Below are 19,475 nucleotides of genomic sequence, written 5' to 3' on the forward strand. Positions count from 1 at the left end.
TGTTTCGGTGGTCATAGCGTGAGGGAAACGCCCGGTTACATTCCGAACCCGGAAGCTAAGCCTCACAGCGCCGATGGTACTGCAGGGGGGACCCTGTGGGAGAGTAGGACGCCGCCGAACTCATTTTAGAAGAGCTGGTCCCCGAACTTCGGTTCGGGGACCAGCTCTTTTTTGTTGTGCGTCACGTGCTGTTCACATTGCGCGACAACCATCCCCAGACATGGGGACACATGCAATGCTGCGGGCCGCCGGAGTCGGAAGCGGCGACGAGGTCATCGTGCCCGCGTACGGAAACGCCGAGGTCGCCGAGGCCGTCGTGCTCGCCGGCGCCATGCCCGTGTTCGCCGACATCGACCCGCTGACGTACTGCCTCAGCCCCGTGGCGGTCGACGCCGTCACCACATCCCGGACCGCCGCCGTGGTCGTCGTCCACCGCTTCGGCAACCAGGCCGACACCGCGGGCCTCCACACCCTCGGACGGCGCAACGGCTTTCTCGTACTGGAACACCGGGAAACCCACCCACCGCACGACGGCAGTGCCCAGCGGCGGGCCTACACCACGTACCTCAACGGGCGGCTGACCGGAGTCATAACACCCGGCGGGAACGCCCCCCACAGCGATCAGTACGTCGTCCGGGTGCCCGGCAATGGCCGGCCCGACCGCGACGCGTTTGCGCGCGCAGTGCGCGCCCGCGGCGTCGACTGCCACGTACCCGTGAAAACGCCCCTGCACCGCACACCGAAGTACTGGCGTGACGTGGACCTGCCCGAGACCGAGCGCGCAGCCGACGAGACCCTGGCGCTGCCCGTCGACGCCTCACTGACGCGACGTGAACTCCAGCGGATCGTCTCCGCCTGCAACTCCCTCGGCGGACTGCTTCAGCCCGCCTTCTGAATTCGGCCAGTCCGGATGGCGGCGGTTCTGAGCCACTCGGAGATCGGGTATGATTTCTTTCGTTGCCGCGGGGAAACCCGCACAGCGCAACTGGCCCCTATAGCTCAGTCGGTAGAGCGTCTCCATGGTAAGGAGAAGGTCAGCGGTTCGATTCCGCTTGGGGGCTCCGAAGACAGAAGAAAGAAGGCCACCATCCTCGATGGTGGCCTTCTTTCTTCTGTTCTGCTCGCCCCCTCGCCAGGTCGTCCCGCCCGGGGCCCTCAGTCCTCCAGGCCGGGCACCCGCATCGCGAGGATCGCCATGTCGTCCGACGGCGCGTCCGTCGCGAACCGCTCCACCGCACGCATGATGCGCGCCGCCACCGCGCCCGCAGTGAGACCCGTGCAGGTCGTGAGTACATCGGCGAGACCGTCGTCGCCCAGCATGCGCGTGCCCTCGCGGCGCTCCGTGACACCGTCGGTGACGCACAGCAGGACATCGCCCGGGTCCAGCGTCATCGTCTGCTCGTACAACTCCAGGTCGTCCATGACGCCGAGCAGCGGCTGCGGTTCCGCGTACGGCTCGACCGTGCCGTCCTGACGCAGGCGCAGCGGAAGCGGATGGCCGGCACAGACGACCTTGAGGACCGCGGAGCCGTCCTCCTGCGGCCACAACTCGCCGTACAGGAGCGTGAGGAAGCGGCTGCGGGCGCCCTCGTCGAGGATCGCCGCGTTCAGGCGTTCGAGGACCGCGGGGCCGCCGAAGCCCTCTCGGGCGAGCAGGCGCAGGGCGTGCCGGGCCAGGCCCGTGACCGCGGCGGCCTCCGGGCCCGTGCCGCAGACGTCACCGATGGCGAAGCCGTACGCGCCGTCGCGGATCGGGAAGAGGTCGTAGAAGTCGCCGCCGACCTCGTTGCCCTCGCCGGCCGCGCGGTAGATGACCTCGACCTCCACGCCCGGGACCTGCGGCAGCTCCGGCGGCAGGAGGCTGCGCTGGAGGGACTGGCTGATCGCCATGCGCTCCGAGTACAGCCGGGCGTTGTCCAGAGCCAGGGCGGCCCGGCGGGACAGGTCCTCGGCCAGCTCCAGGATCTCCTGGCGGAAGTGCTCGTCCGACGGCTTGCCGAGGACCAGCATGCCGATGACGCGATTGCGGGCGACCAGGGGCAGGACCACCGTCTCGCCGCCCACGGCGGAAGCCGTCGCGAGCGTCGTGCCGATGCCCGTGCCGACCGTCATCGGCTCACCGAGGCCGAGGTTCCGCATCGACGTGCGCAGGGCCGCCTGGTGCGCGGCCTCGGACGGCGCGGCCCAGACACGGGCCCCCGGCGTCGTCACCGGGTCCGGCGGGTCGACCTTGGTGAGGAGCGCCTTCACGCCGTCGATGCGCTCCTCGTCCTCGTGCAGGACGTACGACAGATACGGCTCCGACGCCTGGTCGGCGATGGTGTACACGGCACACCAGGTGGCCAGGGTCGGCACCGTCATCTGAGCCATGAGAGCCAGTGTCTGATCGCGGTCGAGCGTGCCCGCGAGCAGGTCGGAGGCCTCCACGAGGAAGGAGAGCGAGCCTCTGCGCAGCCGCTCCAGCTCGCCGAGACGGGCCGACTCGACGGCGAGGGCGATGCGGTCGGCGGCGAACTGCAGACGCAGGGCCTCCTCGTTCGAGTACCGCTCGGGGGCCTCCGCGGCGACGCCGAGGGAACCCGTGAGGCGGCCCTCGACCTTCAGCGGGACCGTGACGACCGAGCGCATGCCGGTGCCGTTGAGCAGCGGGACGGCGCCGGGCACCACCGTGAGGTCCTCGTGGACCGCGGGCATGCGGGCGGAGCCGTACCGGCCGGGGCCCGCCTCGACGGGGACGCGGGCGAAGCGCTGGCGGGCCGAGGGCAGGCCCGTGGAGGCGCGCACCTCCAGCTCCGTCTCGTCGTCCGTGGCGAGCAGCAGGAAGGCGGCGTCGCCGTCGAGCATGTCGCGGGCGCGCTCGACCGTGCGCTGGAGGAGCCCGTCCAGGTCGTCGGGGGCGGGGGAGCCGATGAAGATTTCGAAGGGGTCGGCGGTGTGCGGCTCGCTGAGGGTGCCGGGCTCGGGGGCCGGGCCGCGCAGCGGGGTCTGAAGGACGGCGCGCTCGTCGTCCCGTACCAGGAGGCAGACCGTGGACGGCTCGCCGTCGGTGTCGCGGACCCGCAGGTGGGAGGCGTAGACCGGGGTGACGCGGCCGCCGGAGTCGCGGATGCCGTAGCTGCCCTCCCAGCGGGAGAGGCGCAGGGCGTCGGCGATGCCGGTGCTGGTGCCGGGGGTGTGCGGCCAGGCGGCGAAGTCCGTGAGGGGCTTGCCGGTGACCTGCTCGGCCACGTACCCGAACAGCTCCTCCGCGTCCTCGTTCCACGCGGAGATGGCGCCCGCGCGGTCGATCTGGACGACGGCTACGCGGACGCGGCCGTCGGTGACGGGCAGCAGGTCGAGGGGGAGCTGGGGGCCCGCGGCGCGGGTGCCCACCGGGCGGTCGGGCAGGTCGAGTTGGAACCAGACCTGCTTGTGCGTCGGGGTGTAGTCGACGCCCCAGCGGGTGGCGAGCGCGGCGCAGAGCTGGAGGCCGCGGCCGCCCTCGCGGTCCGGACTCCCCATGGTCGCGGGGGAGCTCTGCAGCGGGATCTCCCGCTCGGGATAGCGGTCCGAGACCTCGATGCGGACGGCGTCCTCCGTACGAAGACACAGAACATCGGCGGCCGTGCCCGCGTGGACGACGGCGTTGGTGACGAGTTCGCTGGTCAGCACGACCGCGTCGTCGACGACGTCCGTGAAACCCCAGCCCTGGAGTGTGTCGCGGACGAACGAACGGGCCGTCGCGACGGAACGCCCGACGGGTTCGAAAGTCGCAGCCGCGCGCGCGGTGATCACAGAGCTCCTCGTCCTCAGTCCCCCGGGAATCTGCAGTCCCATGGTGCGGCCGCCCCTCCGATGCCCGCTGTTATGTGTGCCACCGCCCTGGCCGGGCAGGACCGGGGTGGTTGGACAGCCGGATGCCAGGTTACTTACCTTCGCCGTCCATGCTGATGCCGGTCGCCAGTGTTTCCGCCCGGAGGGTGTGCGGACGGTGTGCGAAGCTGCCGAACTGTTATGGCCTGCTTCGGCCATGGTGAAACACTGGGGAAGCTTCCAGATGGAGCCCCAGCAGTACGGTCGACCCTTGCGGGAGGGACACAGTGGAGTCTGGCGCTGCGACGCGGGCTGCAAAGACGCGCGCGAAAGACGGACCGTCCCCGAGCAGTCGGCGCAAACCGAAGAACGGGACGACCGCCACAGTGGACGCAGCGGCCCTCAACAGGCTGCTCGTGGCCCTGGTGGCGATGCGGGACGGAAATTTCCGCAAGCGCCTGACGGTGTCCGGCGACGACGTGATGTCGGAGATCGCGGCCGTCTTCAACGAGGTCGCCGACCGCAATCTCCACCTCACGGGTGAGCTGTCGCGGGTGCGGCGCACGGTCGGACGTGAGGGAAAGCTCACAGAGCGGTTGCAGGGCGGGGCCATGGAGGGCTCCTGGGCTGCCGCCATCGAGGCGTCGAACGCGCTCGTCGAGGATCTCGTACGGCCGGTCTCCGAGGTCGGCCGGGTGCTGTCCGCGGTCGCGGAGGGCGACCTGGAGCAGCGCATGGAGCTGCGCGCGCAGGCGGACGAGGGGAACGGCCATCCGCTGCGCGGCGAGTTCCTCAAGGTCGGGCGCACGGTCAACAACCTCGTCGACCAGCTGTCGACGTTCACCGACGAGGTCACGCGGGTGGCCAGCGAGGTCGGCACGGAGGGCAAGCTGGGCGGCCAGGCAAGGCTGCGCGGCATGTCCGGTTCGTGGAAGGACCTCACGGATTCCGTCAACACCATGGCGTACCGGCTGACGGCGCAGGTGCGGGACATCGCCCTGGTGACGACGGCGGTGGCCAAGGGCGATCTGTCGCGCAAGGTCACCGTGCACGTGGCCGGCGAGATGCTGGAGCTGAAGAACACCGTCAACACCATGGTGGACCAGCTCTCCTCGTTCTCCTCCGAGGTCACCCGGGTCGCGCGGGAGGTCGGTACGGAGGGCGAGCTCGGCGGGCAGGCGCAGGTGCCGGGTGTCGCTGGGGTGTGGAAGGACCTCACCGACTCGGTGAACCTGATGGCGGGCAACCTGACGGCGCAGGTGCGGGGCATCGCCCAGGTGACGACGGCCGTCGCGAACGGTGATCTGTCGCAGAAGGTGCGGGTGAGCGCGCGCGGTGAGGTGGCGCAGCTCGCCGAGACCATCAACCAGATGACGGAGACGCTGCGGACGTTCGCGGACGAGGTGACGCGCGTCGCCAACGAGGTCGGTGCCGAGGGGCAGCTCGGCGGTCAGGCGAACGTGCCGGGCGCGGCGGGCACGTGGAAGGACCTCACGGACTCCGTGAACACGGTGTTCAGGAACCTGACCACGCAGGTGCGCGACATCGCGCAGGTGACGACGGCGGTGGCGAACGGCGACCTGTCGCAGAAGGTCACCGTCGACGTCGCGGGCGAGATGCTGGAGTTGAAGAACACCGTCAACACGATGGTGGACCAGCTCTCGGCGTTCGGCGCCGAAGTGACGCGCGTCGCGCGGGAGGTCGGCGTCGAGGGCGAGCTCGGCGGGCAGGCGCAGGTGCCGGGTGCGGCGGGCACGTGGAAGGACCTCACCGATTCGGTGAACACCGCCTTCCGCAACCTCACCGGCCAGGTGCGCAACATCGCGCAGGTGACGACGGCGGTGGCGAACGGCGACCTGTCGCAGAAGGTCACCGTCGACGTCTCCGGAGAGATGCTCCAGCTGAAGAACACCGTGAACACCATGGTGGACCAGCTGTCGTCCTTCGCCGACCAGGTCACGCGGATGGCGCGGGACGTGGGCACAGAGGGGCGGCTCGGCGGCCAGGCGCGGGTGGACGGCGTCAGCGGCACGTGGAAGGAGCTGACGGACTCCGTCAACTTCATGGCGGGCAACCTCACGTCGCAGGTCCGTCAGATCGCGCAGGTGACGACGGCGGTGGCGCGGGGCGACCTGTCGCAGAAGATCGACGTGGACGCGCGCGGGGAGATCCTGGAGCTGAAGAACACCATCAACACGATGGTGGACCAGCTCTCCGCGTTCGCCGACCAGGTGACGCGTGTGGCGCGCGAGGTGGGCACGGAGGGGCGGCTCGGCGGGCAGGCGCAGGTGCCGGGCGTCGCCGGTGTGTGGCGCGACCTCACCGACTCGGTGAACGGCATGGCCGGGAACCTCACGGCTCAGGTGCGCAACATCGCGCAGGTCGCGACGGCGGTGGCGCGCGGTGACCTGTCGCAGAAGATCGACGTGGACGCGCGCGGGGAGATCCTGGAGCTGAAGAACACCCTCAACACGATGGTGGACCAGCTCTCGGCCTTCGCCGAGCAGGTGACGCGGGTGTCCCGCGAGGTGGGTACGGACGGCATCCTGGGCGGCCAGGCCGAGGTGCAGGGCGTGTCGGGTACGTGGAAGGACCTGACGCAGTCCGTGAACGGCATGGCGAACAACCTCACCCTCCAGGTGCGGAACATCGCCGAGGTGACGACGGCCGTGGCCATGGGCGACCTGTCCAAGAAGATCACCGTCGACGCGAAGGGCGAGATCCTCGAACTGGTCACGACCGTGAACACGATGGTGGACCAGCTGTCGTCGTTCGCGGAGCAGGTCACGCGGGTGGCCCGTGAGGTGGGCACGGAGGGCAAGCTGGGCGGCCAGGCGCGGGTGGTCGGCGTCACGGGCATCTGGAAGGACCTCAGCGACAACGTCAACCTGATGGCCAACAACCTGACCATGCAGGTGCGGAACATCTCGCAGGTCGCTGCGGCCGTCGCCAACGGCGATCTGACCAAGACGGTGACGATCGAGGCGCGCGGCGAGGTCGCGCAGCTCGCGGACACCTTCAACACCATGGTGAAGACGCTGAGTTCGTTCGCCGACCAGGTCACCAAGGTGGCCCGTGAGGTGGGCACGGACGGCATCCTCGGCGGGCAGGCCCGCGTCCCCGGGGTCTCGGGGACGTGGAAGGACCTCACCGAGTCCGTGAACGGGATGGCGTCCAACCTGACCGGGCAGGTCCGCAACATCGCGATGGTCACCACGGCCATCGCCAAGGGCGATCTGACCAAGAAGATCGACATCGACGCGCGCGGCGAGATCCTGGAGCTCAAGACCACCATCAACACGATGGTCGACCAGCTGTCGTCGTTCGCCGAGCAGGTGACCCGGGTCGCCCGCGAGGTGGGCACCGAGGGGCAGCTCGGCGGTCAGGCGCGGGTGCGCGACGTCGACGGCACCTGGCGCGACCTGACCGAGTCGGTGAACGAGATGGCCGGGAACCTGACCCGGCAGGTGCGTGCCATCGCGGCCGTCGCCACGGCGGTGACCCGCGGCGATCTGAACCTGAAGATCGACGTGGACGCGGCGGGGGAGATCCAGGTCCTCCAGGACAACATCAACACGATGATCGCGAACCTGCGCGACACCACCCTCGCCAACAAGGAGCAGGACTGGCTGAAGGGCAACCTCGCGCGGATCTCCGGTCTCATGCAGGGCCGCCGCGACCTGGAGGACGTCGCCTCGCTGATCATGAGCGAGCTGACGCCCGTGGTCTCGGCGCAGCACGGCGCGTTCTTCCTGGCGATGCCCACGGACGACGCGAAGGACCTCGACGGCGAGAGTGGCGAGGACGCGTACGAGCTGCGCATGCAGGGCAGCTACGGCTACTCGATGGGGTCGATGCCGACGTCGTTCCGGCCCGGCGAGACGCTGATCGGCACGGCCGCCAAGGAGCGGCGCACCATCCTCGTGGAGAACGCGCCGTCCGGCTATCTGCGGATCGCCTCCGGGCTCGGTGAGGCGCCGCCGGCGCAGGTCATCGTGTTGCCGGTGCTCTTCGAGGGGAAGGTGCTCGGCGTCATCGAGCTGGCGTCGTTCCAGCCGTTCACGCAGATCCAGAAGGACTTCCTCAGCCAGATCGCCGAGATGATCGCGACGAGCGTCAACACGATCAGCGTCAACACCAAGACGGAGATCCTGCTGAAGCAGTCTCAGGAACTCACCGAACAACTTCGGGAGCGCTCAGCCGAGTTGGAGAACCGGCAGAAGGCGTTGCAGGAGTCCAACGCCGAACTGGAGGACAAGGCCGCGCTGCTCGCGCAGCAGAACCGCGACATCGAGGTCAAGAACACCGAGATCGAAGAGGCGCGGCAGGTCCTGGAGGAGCGCGCCGAGCAACTCGCGGTCTCCATGCGCTACAAGTCCGAGTTCCTCGCGAACATGTCACACGAGCTGCGGACGCCGCTCAACTCGCTGCTGATCCTCGCCAAGCTGCTGGCCGACAACGCCGACGCGAACCTCACGCCCAAGCAGGTGGAGTTCGCCGAGACGATCCACGGCGCGGGCTCGGACCTGCTTCAGCTCATCAACGACATCCTCGACCTGTCCAAGGTCGAGGCGGGCAAGATGGACGTCAGCCCGACCCGTATCGCGCTCGTCCAACTCGTCGACTACGTGGAGGCCACGTTCCGGCCGCTGACCGCGGAGAAGGGCCTCGACTTCTCCGTCCGTGTCTCGCCGGAGCTGCCCGCCACGCTGCACACGGACGAACAGCGCCTCCTTCAGGTGCTGCGCAATCTGCTGGCCAACGCGGTGAAGTTCACCGACTCCGGAGCGGTGGAACTGGTCATCCGGCTCGCCAGCAACGACGTGCCGAACGCCATCCGGGAGCAGCTCCTGGAGGCCGGTTCGCTGCGGGACGCGGACGCCGACCTGATCGCGTTCTCCGTGGCCGACACCGGCATCGGCATCGCGGCCAGCAAGATGCGGGTGATCTTCGAGGCGTTCAAGCAGGCGGACGGTACGACGAGCCGCAAGTACGGCGGTACGGGCCTCGGCCTGTCGATCAGCCGGGAGATCGCGCGGCTGCTCGGCGGCGAGATCCACGCGGCGAGCGAACCGGGGCGCGGCTCCACCTTCACGCTGTATTTGCCGCTGCACCCCAGCGAACTGCCGCCGCAGGGCTACACCCAGCTCCCGCCGCCTCCCGCGACCCCCGAACTGCCCGCCCTGGAGTCCCGGGAACTCCTCGACCCCAGGGAGACCGGGGAGCACACGGGCTCCATGGGGTCCCCCGAGTCCCTGCGGAACGGCGCACGGCCCGCGCCCGCGTCGTCGCAGGCGTCACCGCCGCAGGCCGCTCCCGGCCCCGCCGCGCTGTTCCGGCGCCGCCGCAGGGCCGCGCCGCCCGCAGCGGAGTCCACGCCGCCGCTGCCGGGGCAGCCTGCCGCCGGAGCGGGCGCGGGGACCCCGGAGCAGTGGCCGGAAGGGCAGGGTCCGGAGGCGTCGGCGGCACGGGTGAGGTACCAGTTCGGCGGGGAGAAGGTCCTCATCGTCGACGACGACATCCGCAACGTCTTCGCGCTCACCAGCGTCCTGGAGCAGCACGGCCTGTCCGTGCTGTACGCGGAGAACGGCCGGGAGGGCATCGAGGTCCTGGAGCAGCACGACGACGTGACGCTGGTCCTGATGGACATCATGATGCCGGAGATGGACGGGTACGCGACGACGACGGCGATCCGCAGGATGCCGCAGTTCGCCGGGCTGCCGATCATCGCGCTCACGGCCAAGGCCATGAAGGGCGACCGGGAGAAGGCGATCGACTCCGGGGCTTCGGACTACGTGACCAAGCCGGTCGACCCCGATCACCTGTTGTCGGTCATGGAACAGTGGATGCACACGGAGTGACGGAGCGGTTCGCGGACGGTGGGCGCAGGCCGCGTCGCTACACGCAGTTGCTGACAGAGTGTGGCCGACGTCGTGTAGAACCGCGGTATTCGGGGAACCTTCTGGTCCGCCGCTGCGTTTCTGCTACGTGCACAGTGACATCGCGGTGACAGGGTGTGGCGACAGGCGGGGTGCGGCTACGATGACCGGCACAAGGACGGACGGCGCAAGGGAGTCGTCCTCTGGGGCGGCGCCCGGTGTACCGCCGGGGCGAGGAGGGCGGGCCATGGTGCAGAAGGCCAAGATCCTCCTGGTCGATGACCGGCCGGAGAATCTGCTGGCGCTGGAGGCCATCCTCTCTGCGCTCGATCAGACGCTGGTACGGGCATCGTCCGGGGAGGAAGCGCTCAAAGCACTGCTGACGGACGACTTCGCAGTCATTCTGCTGGACGTCCAGATGCCGGGCATGGACGGATTCGAGACCGCGGCGCACATCAAGCGGCGGGAGCGGACCCGGGACATCCCGATCATCTTCCTCACCGCCATCAACCACGGCCCGCACCACACCTTCCGCGGGTATGCCGCGGGCGCCGTGGACTACATCTCCAAGCCCTTCGACCCGTGGGTCCTGCGCGCGAAGGTCTCGGTGTTCGTCGACCTGTACATGAAGAACTGCCAACTGCGCGAGCAGGCCGCGCTGCTGCGGCTCCAGCTGGAGGGCGGCGCCAAGTCCGCCGCCGCGGAGACCAAGGAGCCCGCCGGTCTCCTCGCCGAGCTGTCCGCGCGCCTCGCGGCCGTCGAGGAGCAGGCGGAGGCGCTCTCCAAGCAGCTCGACGACGACTCCGCGGACGCGGCGGCCGTCGCCACGGCAGCTCATCTCGAACGCAAACTGACCGGCCTGCGCAGGGCTCTTGACGCCCTGGAGCCGGGCACGGGCAGCGGTGCCGCCTCCGTGCCGTCGCAGGGCTGACGCGAGCTAGCGGCTCCCGGCGCCACACGCGTGCGGAACGCGAGGGTTCCGGGGGCTTCGGTGCGTCCGGAAGCGGATTCTCCGGGGCGCCTGCGTTCCTGGAAGCGGGGAATTCGAGGGCGTCTCATGTCGGGAAGCGAAGCCTCCGAGGGTTGCCGCGTGTCTGGAAGCGGAGGCTCCGAGGGGCGCCGCGTGTCTGGAAGCGGAGGCTCCGGAGCGGCGCACGGCGCGCGGAAGCGGATCTTCCGTACGCCCGCGGCGCCGCGCGCGAGCCCCGGCTCCGTACGCCCGCTGTGAGCAACCGTCAGTTCTTGTCCTCGGCAAGGGCGACACAGACGGGTGAAGCAGTAGGCACACGTGTCCACCGTCGTCTCCCCCGGTAACCTCACACCCATGGCCTCACGTCAGCCCGCAGCCAAGAAGCCGCCCGCGAAGAAGGCGGCCGCGCCGACCAAGGCTCCGGCGAAGAAGGCCGTTGCCAAGAAGGCGCCCGCGAAGAAGCCCGCGGCGAAGAAGGCACCCGCGAAGAAGCCCGCCCCGAAGCCGGCGCCGAGCCCCACCAACGGCCTCTACCGCGTGGTGCGCGCCATATGGCTCGGCATCGCGCACGCCGTGGGCGCGATGTTCCGCGGCGTGGGACGCGGCGCCAAGGGCCTGGACCCCGCGCACCGCAAGGACGGCCTCGCGCTGCTGCTGCTCGGTGTCGCCCTGATCGTGGCCGCGGGCACCTGGTCCCATCTGCGCGGCCCCGTCGGCGACCTGGTCGAGATGCTGGTGACCGGCGCCTTCGGGCGGCTCGACCTGCTCGTGCCGATACTGGTCGCCGCCATCGCCGTACGGCTCATCCGGCACCCGGAGAAGATCGACGCCAACGGCCGCATCGTGATCGGCCTGTCCGCGCTCGTCGTCGGCGTGCTCGGGCAGGTGCACATCGCGTGCGGGTCGCCCGCGCGCGCCGACGGCATGCAGCAGATAAGGGACGCGGGCGGGCTCATCGGCTGGGGCGCGTCCACGCCGCTGAACAAGGCCATGGGCGAGGTGCTCGCCGTGCCGATGCTGGTCCTCCTGACGGTGTTCGGGCTGCTCGTGGTCACGGCCACGCCGGTCAACGCCATCCCGCAGCGGCTGCGGCAGCTCGGGGTGCGGCTCGGCGTCGTCGAGGACCGGGCCGCTCTCCAGGAGGCGGGCGCGTACGGGGAGAGCGACGCGTACAGCGAGTACAGCGACGACGACGAGCGGTACGAGGAGCAGTGGCGCGAGGCCCTGCCCGCCCGCGCACGCCGGCGCAGAACGCCCGCAGATGGCCCTCAGACGTCCTCCCCGGACGAGGCCGAGGAAGCGGCGCTGACCAAGCGTCGCAGGCCGCGCCGCGGCTCGGGAAAGGCCGGGGCGGACCGTTCCATGGACGCGGTGGACGTGGCGGCCGCCGCGGCCGCCGCGCTCGACGGCGCCGTCATGCACGGCATGCCGCCCTCGGCCCTGGTCGCCGACCTCACCCAGGGCGTCTCCGGGGACCGCGACGAGTCGGAGCGGTCCGCGCCAGTGCCCTCCGCGCGCGCGACGGAGGCTCCGCCCGCGGCCGGGCGGAAGAAGCCGTCCGACGCCCCGGTGGCAGGCCGCAGGAACCCGCCCGAGGAGTCCACGGGCGGCGTCCCGGACCTGACCAAGGCAGCCCCCGAGGCACCCCGGGACCTGCCCCCGCGCGCGGAGCAACTGCAGCTCTCCGGAGACATCACCTACTCGCTGCCTTCGCTCGACCTCCTGGAGCGCGGCGGCCCCGGCAAGGCCCGCAGCGCGGCGAACGACGCGGTCGTCGACTCGCTGTCCAACGTCTTCACGGAGTTCAAGGTCGACGCGCGGGTCACCGGCTTCACGCGCGGGCCGACGGTCACGCGCTACGAGATCGAGCTCGGCCCCGCGGTGAAGGTCGAGAAGATCACGGCCCTGGCCAAGAACATCGCGTACGCGGTCGCGTCCCCGGACGTGCGGATCATCTCGCCGATCCCCGGCAAGTCCGCGGTCGGCATCGAGATCCCGAACACCGACCGCGAGATGGTCAAGGTCGGCGACGTGCTGCGGCTCGCCGACGCCGCCGAGGACGAACACCCGATGCTGGTCGCGCTCGGCAAGGACGTAGAGGGCGGCTACGTCATGGCCAACATGGCCAAGATGCCGCACATCCTCGTCGCCGGAGCCACCGGTTCCGGTAAGTCCTCGTGCATCAACTGCCTGATCACCTCGATCATGGTGCGGGCCACTCCCGAGGACGTCCGCATGGTCCTCGTCGACCCCAAGCGCGTCGAGCTGACCGCCTACGAAGGCATCCCGCACCTGATCACGCCGATCATCACCAACCCCAAGCGGGCCGCCGAGGCCCTGCAGTGGGTCGTCCGCGAGATGGACCTGCGCTACGACGACCTCGCGGCGTTCGGCTACCGCCACATCGACGACTTCAACCAGGCCGTGCGCGCGGGCAAGCTCAAGACCCCCGAGGGCAGCGAGCGCGAGCTGAAGGCCTATCCGTACCTGCTGGTGATCGTCGACGAGCTCGCCGACCTGATGATGGTCGCGCCGCGCGACGTCGAGGACTCGATCGTGCGCATCACCCAGCTCGCGCGCGCCGCCGGCATCCACCTGGTGCTCGCCACCCAGCGGCCGTCCGTGGACGTCGTCACCGGCCTCATCAAGGCGAACGTCCCCTCCCGGCTCGCGTTCGCGACCTCCTCGCTCGCCGACAGCCGCGTCATCCTCGACCAGCCAGGAGCCGAGAAGCTGATCGGCAAGGGCGACGGCCTGTTCCTGCCGATGGGCGCGAACAAGCCGACCCGTATGCAGGGCGCCTTCGTCACCGAGGACGAGATCCACGCGGTCGTCCAGCACTGCAAGGACCAGATGGCGCCGGTCTTCCGGGACGACGTCACCGTGGGCACCAAGCAGAAGAAGGAGATCGACGAGGACATCGGCGACGACCTGGACCTGCTGTGCCAGGCGGCCGAGCTGGTCGTCTCCACGCAGTTCGGCTCCACCTCGATGCTCCAGCGCAAGCTGCGCGTCGGCTTCGCCAAGGCCGGCCGGCTCATGGACCTCATGGAGTCGCGCAACATCGTCGGCCCGAGCGAGGGCTCGAAGGCACGTGACGTTCTTGTGAAACCCGATGAGCTGGATGGAGTGCTCGCGGTGATCCGCGGGGAGGCTTCCTGACAGGCCGGTTCACCCGTACGCAACCGATTCACTCGTACGAGGAGCGGCCCACCCGTTCGAGAATGCAAGCAACCGTTTCTCTTCGGCTCACGTCAAGTTGAGGGGAAGAACAACACGATCTCCCACCATCAGGATGTCCGGCCATTCTGATGGCGTACAAAGTCCGTCCGCCCGGTTGCCCCACCCTTTCTCGGCCCCCCTAGACTGAATGTCCGGCAGGTGGCTACACGCTCGAAAGGCGCACCCGTGTCCATCGGCAACTCTCCTGAAGACGACCACCCTTCAGACGACCGCCTCGCAGAGGACGGCACCGCGGCCGAACGTCCCGCGGAGGAACGTCCCGCCGAGGACCGCACCCCGATCGGGCATGTGCTGCGACAGGCCCGCGTCGACGCGGGCCTGACCGTCGACGAGATCAGTACGTCCACCCGGGTGCGCATCCCGATCGTGCACGCGATCGAACAGGACGACTTCTCCCGTTGCGGCGGCGACGTGTACGCCCGCGGGCACATCCGTACGCTCGCGCGCGCCGTCGGCGTCGATCCGGCGCCGCTGATCGCCCAGTACGACGAGGGGCACGGCGGCAGGCCGCCCGCGCCCACCCCCGCCGCGCCGCTGTTCGAGGCCGAGCGGATCCGTTCCGACCCCCGCCGCCCCAACTGGACCGCGGCCATGGTCGCCGCCATCGTCGCCGTGATCGCCTTCGTCGGGTACACGGCGTTCAGCGGTGACGACGACGGTGACGGGGGCCAGCAGGTCGCCGAGGGCACGCCCGCCAGCAAGCAGCCCGCCCCGAAGCCCAGCGCCACCAAGCCCGCCGACCCCAAGCCGGACCCCTCGGACAGCGCGATCGCCGGGGTCCCGCGGGACAAGGTCACCGTCAAGGTCGACGCCGCCGACGGCCGCAGCTGGATCTCGGTGAAGGACCACAACGGCCGCCTGCTCTACGACGGCCTGCTCGAGCAGGGCCAGACCAAGACCTTCCAGGACAAGGACAAGATCGACCTGGTGCTCGGCGACGCCGGCGCGATCAAGCTGTTCGTGAACGGCAAGCCCGTCGACAACGAATTCGAACCGGGCCAGGTCGAGCGCCTCACGTACACGAAGGGTGACCCGGAAGTCGGCTGAACCGCGGGCCCCGGGGGCCCGCACCGAGCGCCTGTCGCGGGCACCCAGAACCCTGGCGGCGGGCGCCGACGCATGGACGAAGTAGTCTTGATTCCATGCCCGAACGCCGCACCGTCGCCCTTGTCACGCTTGGCTGCGCCCGTAACGAGGTGGACTCGGAGGAGCTGGCAGGCCGCTTGGAGGCGGACGGCTGGGACCTCGTCGAGGACGCCGAGAACGCGGACGTGGCCGTCGTCAACACCTGCGGCTTCGTCGAAGCCGCCAAGAAGGACTCCGTAGACGCCCTGCTCGAGGCCAATGACCTCAAGGGCCACGGCCGCACCCAGGCCGTCGTGGCCGTCGGCTGCATGGCCGAGCGCTACGGCAAGGACCTCGCCGACGCGCTCCCCGAAGCCGACGGAGTCCTCGGTTTCGACGACTACGCCGACATCTCCGACCGCCTCCAGACCATCCTCAACGGCGGCATCCACGCCTCGCACACCCCGCGCGACCGCCGCAAACTGCTCCCGATCAGCCCCGCCGAGCGCCAGGACGCGGGCTCGGACGTCGCCCTGCCGGGACACGCGCCCGTCGACCTGCCCGAAGGCGTCGCGCCCGCCTCCGGGCCCCGCGCGCCGCTGCGCCGCCGTCTCGGCAGCAACCCCGTCGCCTCGGTCAAGCTGGCCTCCGGCTGCGACCGCAGGTGCTCCTTCTGCGCCATCCCGTCCTTCCGCGGCTCCTTCATCTCGCGCCGCCCCTCGGACGTGCTCGGCGAGACGCGCTGGCTCGCCGAGCAGGGCGTGAAGGAGGTCATGCTGGTCTCCGAGAACAACACCTCGTACGGCAAGGACCTCGGCGACATCCGTCTCCTGGAGACGCTGCTGCCCGAGCTGGCCGCCGTCGACGGCATCGAGCGCGTCCGGGTCAGCTATCTGCAGCCCGCCGAGATGCGTCCCGGCCTCATCGACGTCCTCACCTCCACGGAGAAGGTCGCCCCGTACTTCGACCTGTCCTTCCAGCACTCCGCGCCCGGCGTGCTGCGCGCGATGCGCCGCTTCGGGGACACCGACCGCTTCCTGGAGCTCCTGGAGACGATCCGCGAGAAGGCCCCCGAGGCCGGTGTGCGCTCCAACTTCATCGTCGGCTTCCCCGGCGAGACCGAGGCCGACGTCGACGAGCTGGAGCGCTTCCTCACGGGCGCGCGGCTCGACGCCATCGGTGTCTTCGGCTACTCCGACGAGGAGGGCACCGAGGCGGCGACCTACGAGCACAAGCTCGACCAGGACGTCGTCGACGAGCGGCTCGCGCGGGTCTCCCGGCTCGCCGAGGACCTGACCTCGCAGCGCGCCGAGGAGCGCGTCGGCGAGCGCCTCGAAGTCCTCATCGAGTCCGTCGACGACGAGGACGGCGCCCTCGGCCGCGCCGCGCACCAGGCCCCGGAGACCGACGGCCAGATCCGCTTCGCGGACGCGACGGCTGGGGAGGCCTTGCGCGTCGGCCGTATGGTCGTGGCAAAGGTCGTCGGCACGGAAGGCGTGGATCTGGTGGCGGAGCAGTGCGAGCTCCTGGGCGAGGGGGCCGGTGCCGCCGGTCCCGACGCCCGTCCTGCGGCCCTTCCCGAGGCCCTCGGCGCGAGCCGGGCGGGCCTGGCGGGCCGATCCCCTGGCGTCGGTGAAGGGACGGGCAGATGACCCAGGTCCCGGCATCCGCGGCGGGCGGCTCCGGCGCGCCCGGCGCGAAGCCGGTGCGCGGTGGCAAGCTGGGCGCCGCCGCGGTCGACCAGGCCAGTCTGTGGAACGTCGCCAACCTGCTGACCATGGTCCGGCTGCTGCTCGTGCCCGGCTTTGTGATGCTGCTCCTCGGCAACGGCGGCTACGACCCGGCCTGGCGCTCGTTCGCCTGGGCCGCGTTCGCCATCGCCATGATCACCGACCTCTTCGACGGTCACCTCGCCCGCACGTACAACCTGGTCACGGACTTCGGGAAGATCGCCGACCCCATCGCCGACAAGGCGATCATGGGGTCGGCGCTGATCTGTCTGTCCTGGCTCGGCGATCTGCCGTGGTGGGTGACGGGGGTGATCCTCGGGCGTGAGCTCGGGATCACCCTGCTGCGCTTCTGGGTGATCCGCTACGGGGTCATCCCCGCCAGCCGCGGCGGCAAGATGAAGACCCTGGCCCAGGGCACGGCCGTGGGCATGTACGTCCTCGCGCTGACCGGGCCGCTGGCCACGCTGCGCTTCTGGGTGATGGCCGTCGCGGTCGTCCTGACCGTCGTGACCGGTCTGGACTACGTGAAGCAGGCGATCGTGCTGCGGCGCCACGGGAGGGCCGCGGAGGCCGTTCCTGGGGCTGTGGAGGACCCCGGGGCCGTGGGGGCCATGGGGACGGCTCAGGAGGACTCGGAGACGGCTCCGGACGGTGTGGAGGGTGTCACCGGCGCCGGGGCCGAGTCGGAGGGCGGGGCGTCGGCTGCCCGGAGGGCGGCGAAGTGACTGGTTCGGGGCGTGACGGGGGTGCCGGTGCCGGCGGCAGTGCCGGCAGCGTCGGTGGTGGCGGTGCCGGTGCCGGTACGAGTGCTGGTGCTGGTGCCGGTACGAGTGCTGGTGCTGGTGCTGGTGCCGGTGCGAGTGCTGGTGCTGGTGCGAGTGGTGCTGGCGCTGGTGCTGATGGCGGTGCGGTGGCTGGTTCGGTGTCCGCTGCCGGCGGCGCCGATTCGGTGTCGGCCGATGTTGCCGAGGGCGTCGACGTCGTCGAGGACGCCCGGGTCGCGGTGACCGCCCGGATCGCCGAGGGGGCCCTGCTCGCCAAGTCCGCCGTCGAGGTGCTGCGCCTGCTCGTCGAGCGCGGGGAGACGCTGGCCGTCGCCGAATCACTGACCGGAGGCCTCGTCGCCGCCGAGGTGACCTCGGCGCCGGGTGCCTCCCGGGCCTTCAAGGGCTCGGTGACCTCGTACGCGACCGAGGTGAAGCGTGATCTGCTCGGTGTCGACGCCGACCTGCTCGCCGAGCGCGGTGCCGTGGACGGCGAGGTCGCGCTGCAGATGGCCCGCGGTGTGCGCGCGCTGCTCGGCGCGGACTGGGGCGTCGCCACCACCGGCGTCGCCGGGCCGGAGCGGCAGGACGGCCAGCCGGTCGGAACGGTGTTCGTCGCCGTCGCCGGACCGGGGGGTTCGGACCGGCCTGAAACTGACGGTTGCCTCGAATCCGGCTCGGGTTCCGCGCTTCGCTCTGAGGGGAAAGTCGCCGCACTGCGGTTGAACGGAAACCGTACGGAAATCCGTATGGAGAGCGTCCGGAGCGTGCTGGAACTGCTTCTCGACCAGCTCTCCGGCGAACGGACCGGGAATGGGCGGGCACAGGATACGGAACAGAACGGGGGGACTTGATGTTTGCAGCCCTGAGTGAACACGACATCGCTCCCCGCACGGCCGCCGCGCGAGGCGGTACGGTGGGGCGAGAAGGATGCGGCTACGCGGTCCGAGGAGGGAGCCACCGATGATTCTGCTCCGTCGCCTGCTGGGTGACGTGCTGCGTCGGCAGCGCCAGCGCCAGGGCCGTACTCTGCGCGAAGTCTCCTCGTCCGCCCGAGTCTCACTCGGCTATCTCTCCGAGGTGGAGCGGGGGCAGAAGGAGGCTTCCTCCGAGCTGCTTTCCGCGATCTGCGACGCGCTTGACGTACGGATGTCCGAGCTCATGCGGGAAGTGAGCGACGAGCTCTCGCTCGCCGAGCTGGCCGAGTCGGCAGCGGCTACGGAACCGGTGCGCGCACCGGTGCGTCCGATGCTCAATTCCGTCTCGGTGACCGGTGTGCCACCAGAACGGGTGACCATCAAGGCGCCCGCGGAGGCGGTCGACGTCGTCGCCGCCTGACGTGGCTGCTTGACGTTCGGTCGTCCCCCACGCGCACGCGCACGTGCACAGAAAGCCCCGGCCGGGTGATCGGTCGGGGTTTTTGTCGTGTGTGGTTCTTGCGGCGTGGGTGCTGGTCTGTGCTGAAGTGGCCGCACTCACGTGCTTGCGCCATGGTGGTGGTTCGGGACGACTTGATCTCCATCACTTCGATCTCCCTCACTGCCGAGACGCGGAGGAACCATGTACGTCGTGAAGAGCCCCTTGCCCGACGCCGACCTGAAGACGGTGTCCGAGGCGCTGCAGGGAGCCCTCGTGGACCTCGTCGACCTGTCCCTGGTGGCCAAGCAGATCCACTGGAACGTGGTCGGGTCCCGCTTCCGCTCCGTGCACCTCCAGCTCGACGAGGTCGTGGACACCGCCCGGCAGCACTCCGACACCGTGGCCGAGCGGGCCTCCGCCCTCGGGGTCCCGCCCGACGGGCGGGCCGCGACGGTGGCGTCGAGCAGCGGCATCGGCAAGGTCGCCGACGGCTGGGTCAAGGATGTCGACGCGGTCGGGACGCTCGTGGACGCCCTCGGCGCGGTGATCACGCGGATGCGGGAGCGGGTGAACGCCACCGGTGAGGCGGATCCCGTCAGCCAGGACATCTTCATCCAGATCACCGGCGACCTGGAGAAGCACCACTGGATGTTCCAGGCCGAGAACGGGTAGC

The 19,475-nt window shown here is 70.1% G+C and carries 11 protein-coding genes, 1 tRNA gene and 1 rRNA gene; 12 read left to right on the top strand and 1 reads right to left on the bottom strand.

Features of this window, described 5'->3' with window-relative positions; genetic code table 11:
* The first annotated feature begins 3 nt into the window (after positions 1–3).
* The 3 genes from rrf to GPA10_RS34160 all read left to right on the top strand — a co-directional run bounded on the left by rrf (position 4) and on the right by GPA10_RS34160 (position 1,061).
* Positions 4–120, top strand: a 5S ribosomal RNA gene (gene rrf / locus GPA10_RS34150).
* Between the two features lie 115 nt (positions 121–235).
* Positions 236–895: a DegT/DnrJ/EryC1/StrS family aminotransferase gene (locus GPA10_RS34155; RefSeq protein WP_198351790.1), complete on the top strand. Its 660-nt coding sequence runs from the start codon at positions 236–238 to the stop codon at positions 893–895.
* 93 nt (positions 896–988) lie between these two features.
* Positions 989–1,061 (top strand) — tRNA-Thr (locus GPA10_RS34160).
* A gap of 94 nt (positions 1,062–1,155) precedes the next feature.
* Here GPA10_RS34160 and GPA10_RS34165 read toward each other — a convergent pair.
* Complete coding sequence (locus tag GPA10_RS34165; protein ID WP_157168857.1) at positions 1,156–3,816, bottom strand: SpoIIE family protein phosphatase; 2,661 nt, start codon at positions 3,814–3,816, stop codon at positions 1,156–1,158.
* Positions 3,817–4,079: 263 nt separating this feature from the next.
* Between GPA10_RS34165 and GPA10_RS34175 the strand changes: the two genes are divergently transcribed.
* The 9 genes from GPA10_RS34175 (at position 4,080) to GPA10_RS34215 (ending at position 19,474) form a co-directional block, all read left to right on the top strand.
* On the top strand, positions 4,080–9,653 hold the full coding sequence (locus GPA10_RS34175; RefSeq protein ID WP_343041635.1) for a HAMP domain-containing protein: 5,574 nt from the start codon (positions 4,080–4,082) through the stop codon (positions 9,651–9,653).
* Between the two features lie 265 nt (positions 9,654–9,918).
* On the top strand, positions 9,919–10,602 hold the full coding sequence (locus GPA10_RS34180) for a response regulator (RefSeq protein ID WP_058852662.1): 684 nt from the start codon (positions 9,919–9,921) through the stop codon (positions 10,600–10,602).
* Positions 10,603–10,995: 393 nt separating this feature from the next.
* Entirely contained in the window at positions 10,996–13,803 is a 2,808-nt protein-coding gene (locus GPA10_RS34185) for an FtsK/SpoIIIE family DNA translocase (protein WP_157168858.1), read from the top strand.
* Positions 13,804–14,049: 246 nt separating this feature from the next.
* Positions 14,050–14,931 (top strand): helix-turn-helix domain-containing protein, encoded by an 882-nt coding sequence (locus GPA10_RS34190; RefSeq protein WP_058852660.1) that lies wholly within the window; start codon positions 14,050–14,052, stop codon positions 14,929–14,931.
* Positions 14,932–15,026: 95 nt separating this feature from the next.
* Positions 15,027–16,601, top strand: coding sequence for a 30S ribosomal protein S12 methylthiotransferase RimO (gene rimO, locus GPA10_RS34195; RefSeq protein ID WP_157168859.1), 1,575 nt, complete (start codon positions 15,027–15,029; stop codon positions 16,599–16,601).
* A complete protein-coding gene (gene pgsA, locus GPA10_RS34200; protein WP_157168860.1) occupies positions 16,598–17,404 on the top strand; it encodes a CDP-diacylglycerol--glycerol-3-phosphate 3-phosphatidyltransferase in 807 nt (268 codons plus the stop codon). The genes rimO and pgsA overlap by 4 nt, the downstream gene beginning before the upstream one ends.
* Before the next feature lie 305 nt (positions 17,405–17,709).
* On the top strand, positions 17,710–18,297 hold the full coding sequence (locus GPA10_RS34205) for a CinA family protein (protein WP_157168918.1): 588 nt from the start codon (positions 17,710–17,712) through the stop codon (positions 18,295–18,297).
* A 109-nt stretch (positions 18,298–18,406) separates the two neighbouring features.
* On the top strand, positions 18,407–18,781 hold the full coding sequence (locus tag GPA10_RS34210; protein ID WP_030688912.1) for a helix-turn-helix domain-containing protein: 375 nt from the start codon (positions 18,407–18,409) through the stop codon (positions 18,779–18,781).
* 222 nt (positions 18,782–19,003) lie between these two features.
* Positions 19,004–19,474 carry a Dps family protein gene (locus tag GPA10_RS34215; RefSeq protein WP_058852657.1) on the top strand — a complete coding sequence of 157 codons (471 nt, stop codon included), beginning with the start codon at positions 19,004–19,006 and terminating at the stop codon, positions 19,472–19,474.
* The last annotated feature ends 1 nt before the right edge of the window (position 19,475 follow it).

Source organism: Streptomyces typhae (assembly GCF_009755605.1).
In the GTDB taxonomy this organism is placed as follows: domain Bacteria; phylum Actinomycetota; class Actinomycetes; order Streptomycetales; family Streptomycetaceae; genus Streptomyces; species Streptomyces typhae.

Coding starts and splice junctions, on each gene's coding strand:
- GPA10_RS34155 (WP_198351790.1), top strand. CDS start 236: ATGCTGCGGGCCGCCGGAGTCGGAAGCGGCGACGAGGTCATCGTGCCC.
- GPA10_RS34165 (WP_157168857.1), bottom strand. CDS start 3,816: ATGGGACTGCAGATTCCCGGGGGACTGAGGACGAGGAGCTCTGTGATC.
- GPA10_RS34180 (WP_058852662.1), top strand. CDS start 9,919: ATGGTGCAGAAGGCCAAGATCCTCCTGGTCGATGACCGGCCGGAGAAT.
- GPA10_RS34185 (WP_157168858.1), top strand. CDS start 10,996: ATGGCCTCACGTCAGCCCGCAGCCAAGAAGCCGCCCGCGAAGAAGGCG.
- rimO (WP_157168859.1), top strand. CDS start 15,027: ATGCCCGAACGCCGCACCGTCGCCCTTGTCACGCTTGGCTGCGCCCGT.
- pgsA (WP_157168860.1), top strand. CDS start 16,598: ATGACCCAGGTCCCGGCATCCGCGGCGGGCGGCTCCGGCGCGCCCGGC.
- GPA10_RS34210 (WP_030688912.1), top strand. CDS start 18,407: ATGATTCTGCTCCGTCGCCTGCTGGGTGACGTGCTGCGTCGGCAGCGC.
- GPA10_RS34215 (WP_058852657.1), top strand. CDS start 19,004: ATGTACGTCGTGAAGAGCCCCTTGCCCGACGCCGACCTGAAGACGGTG.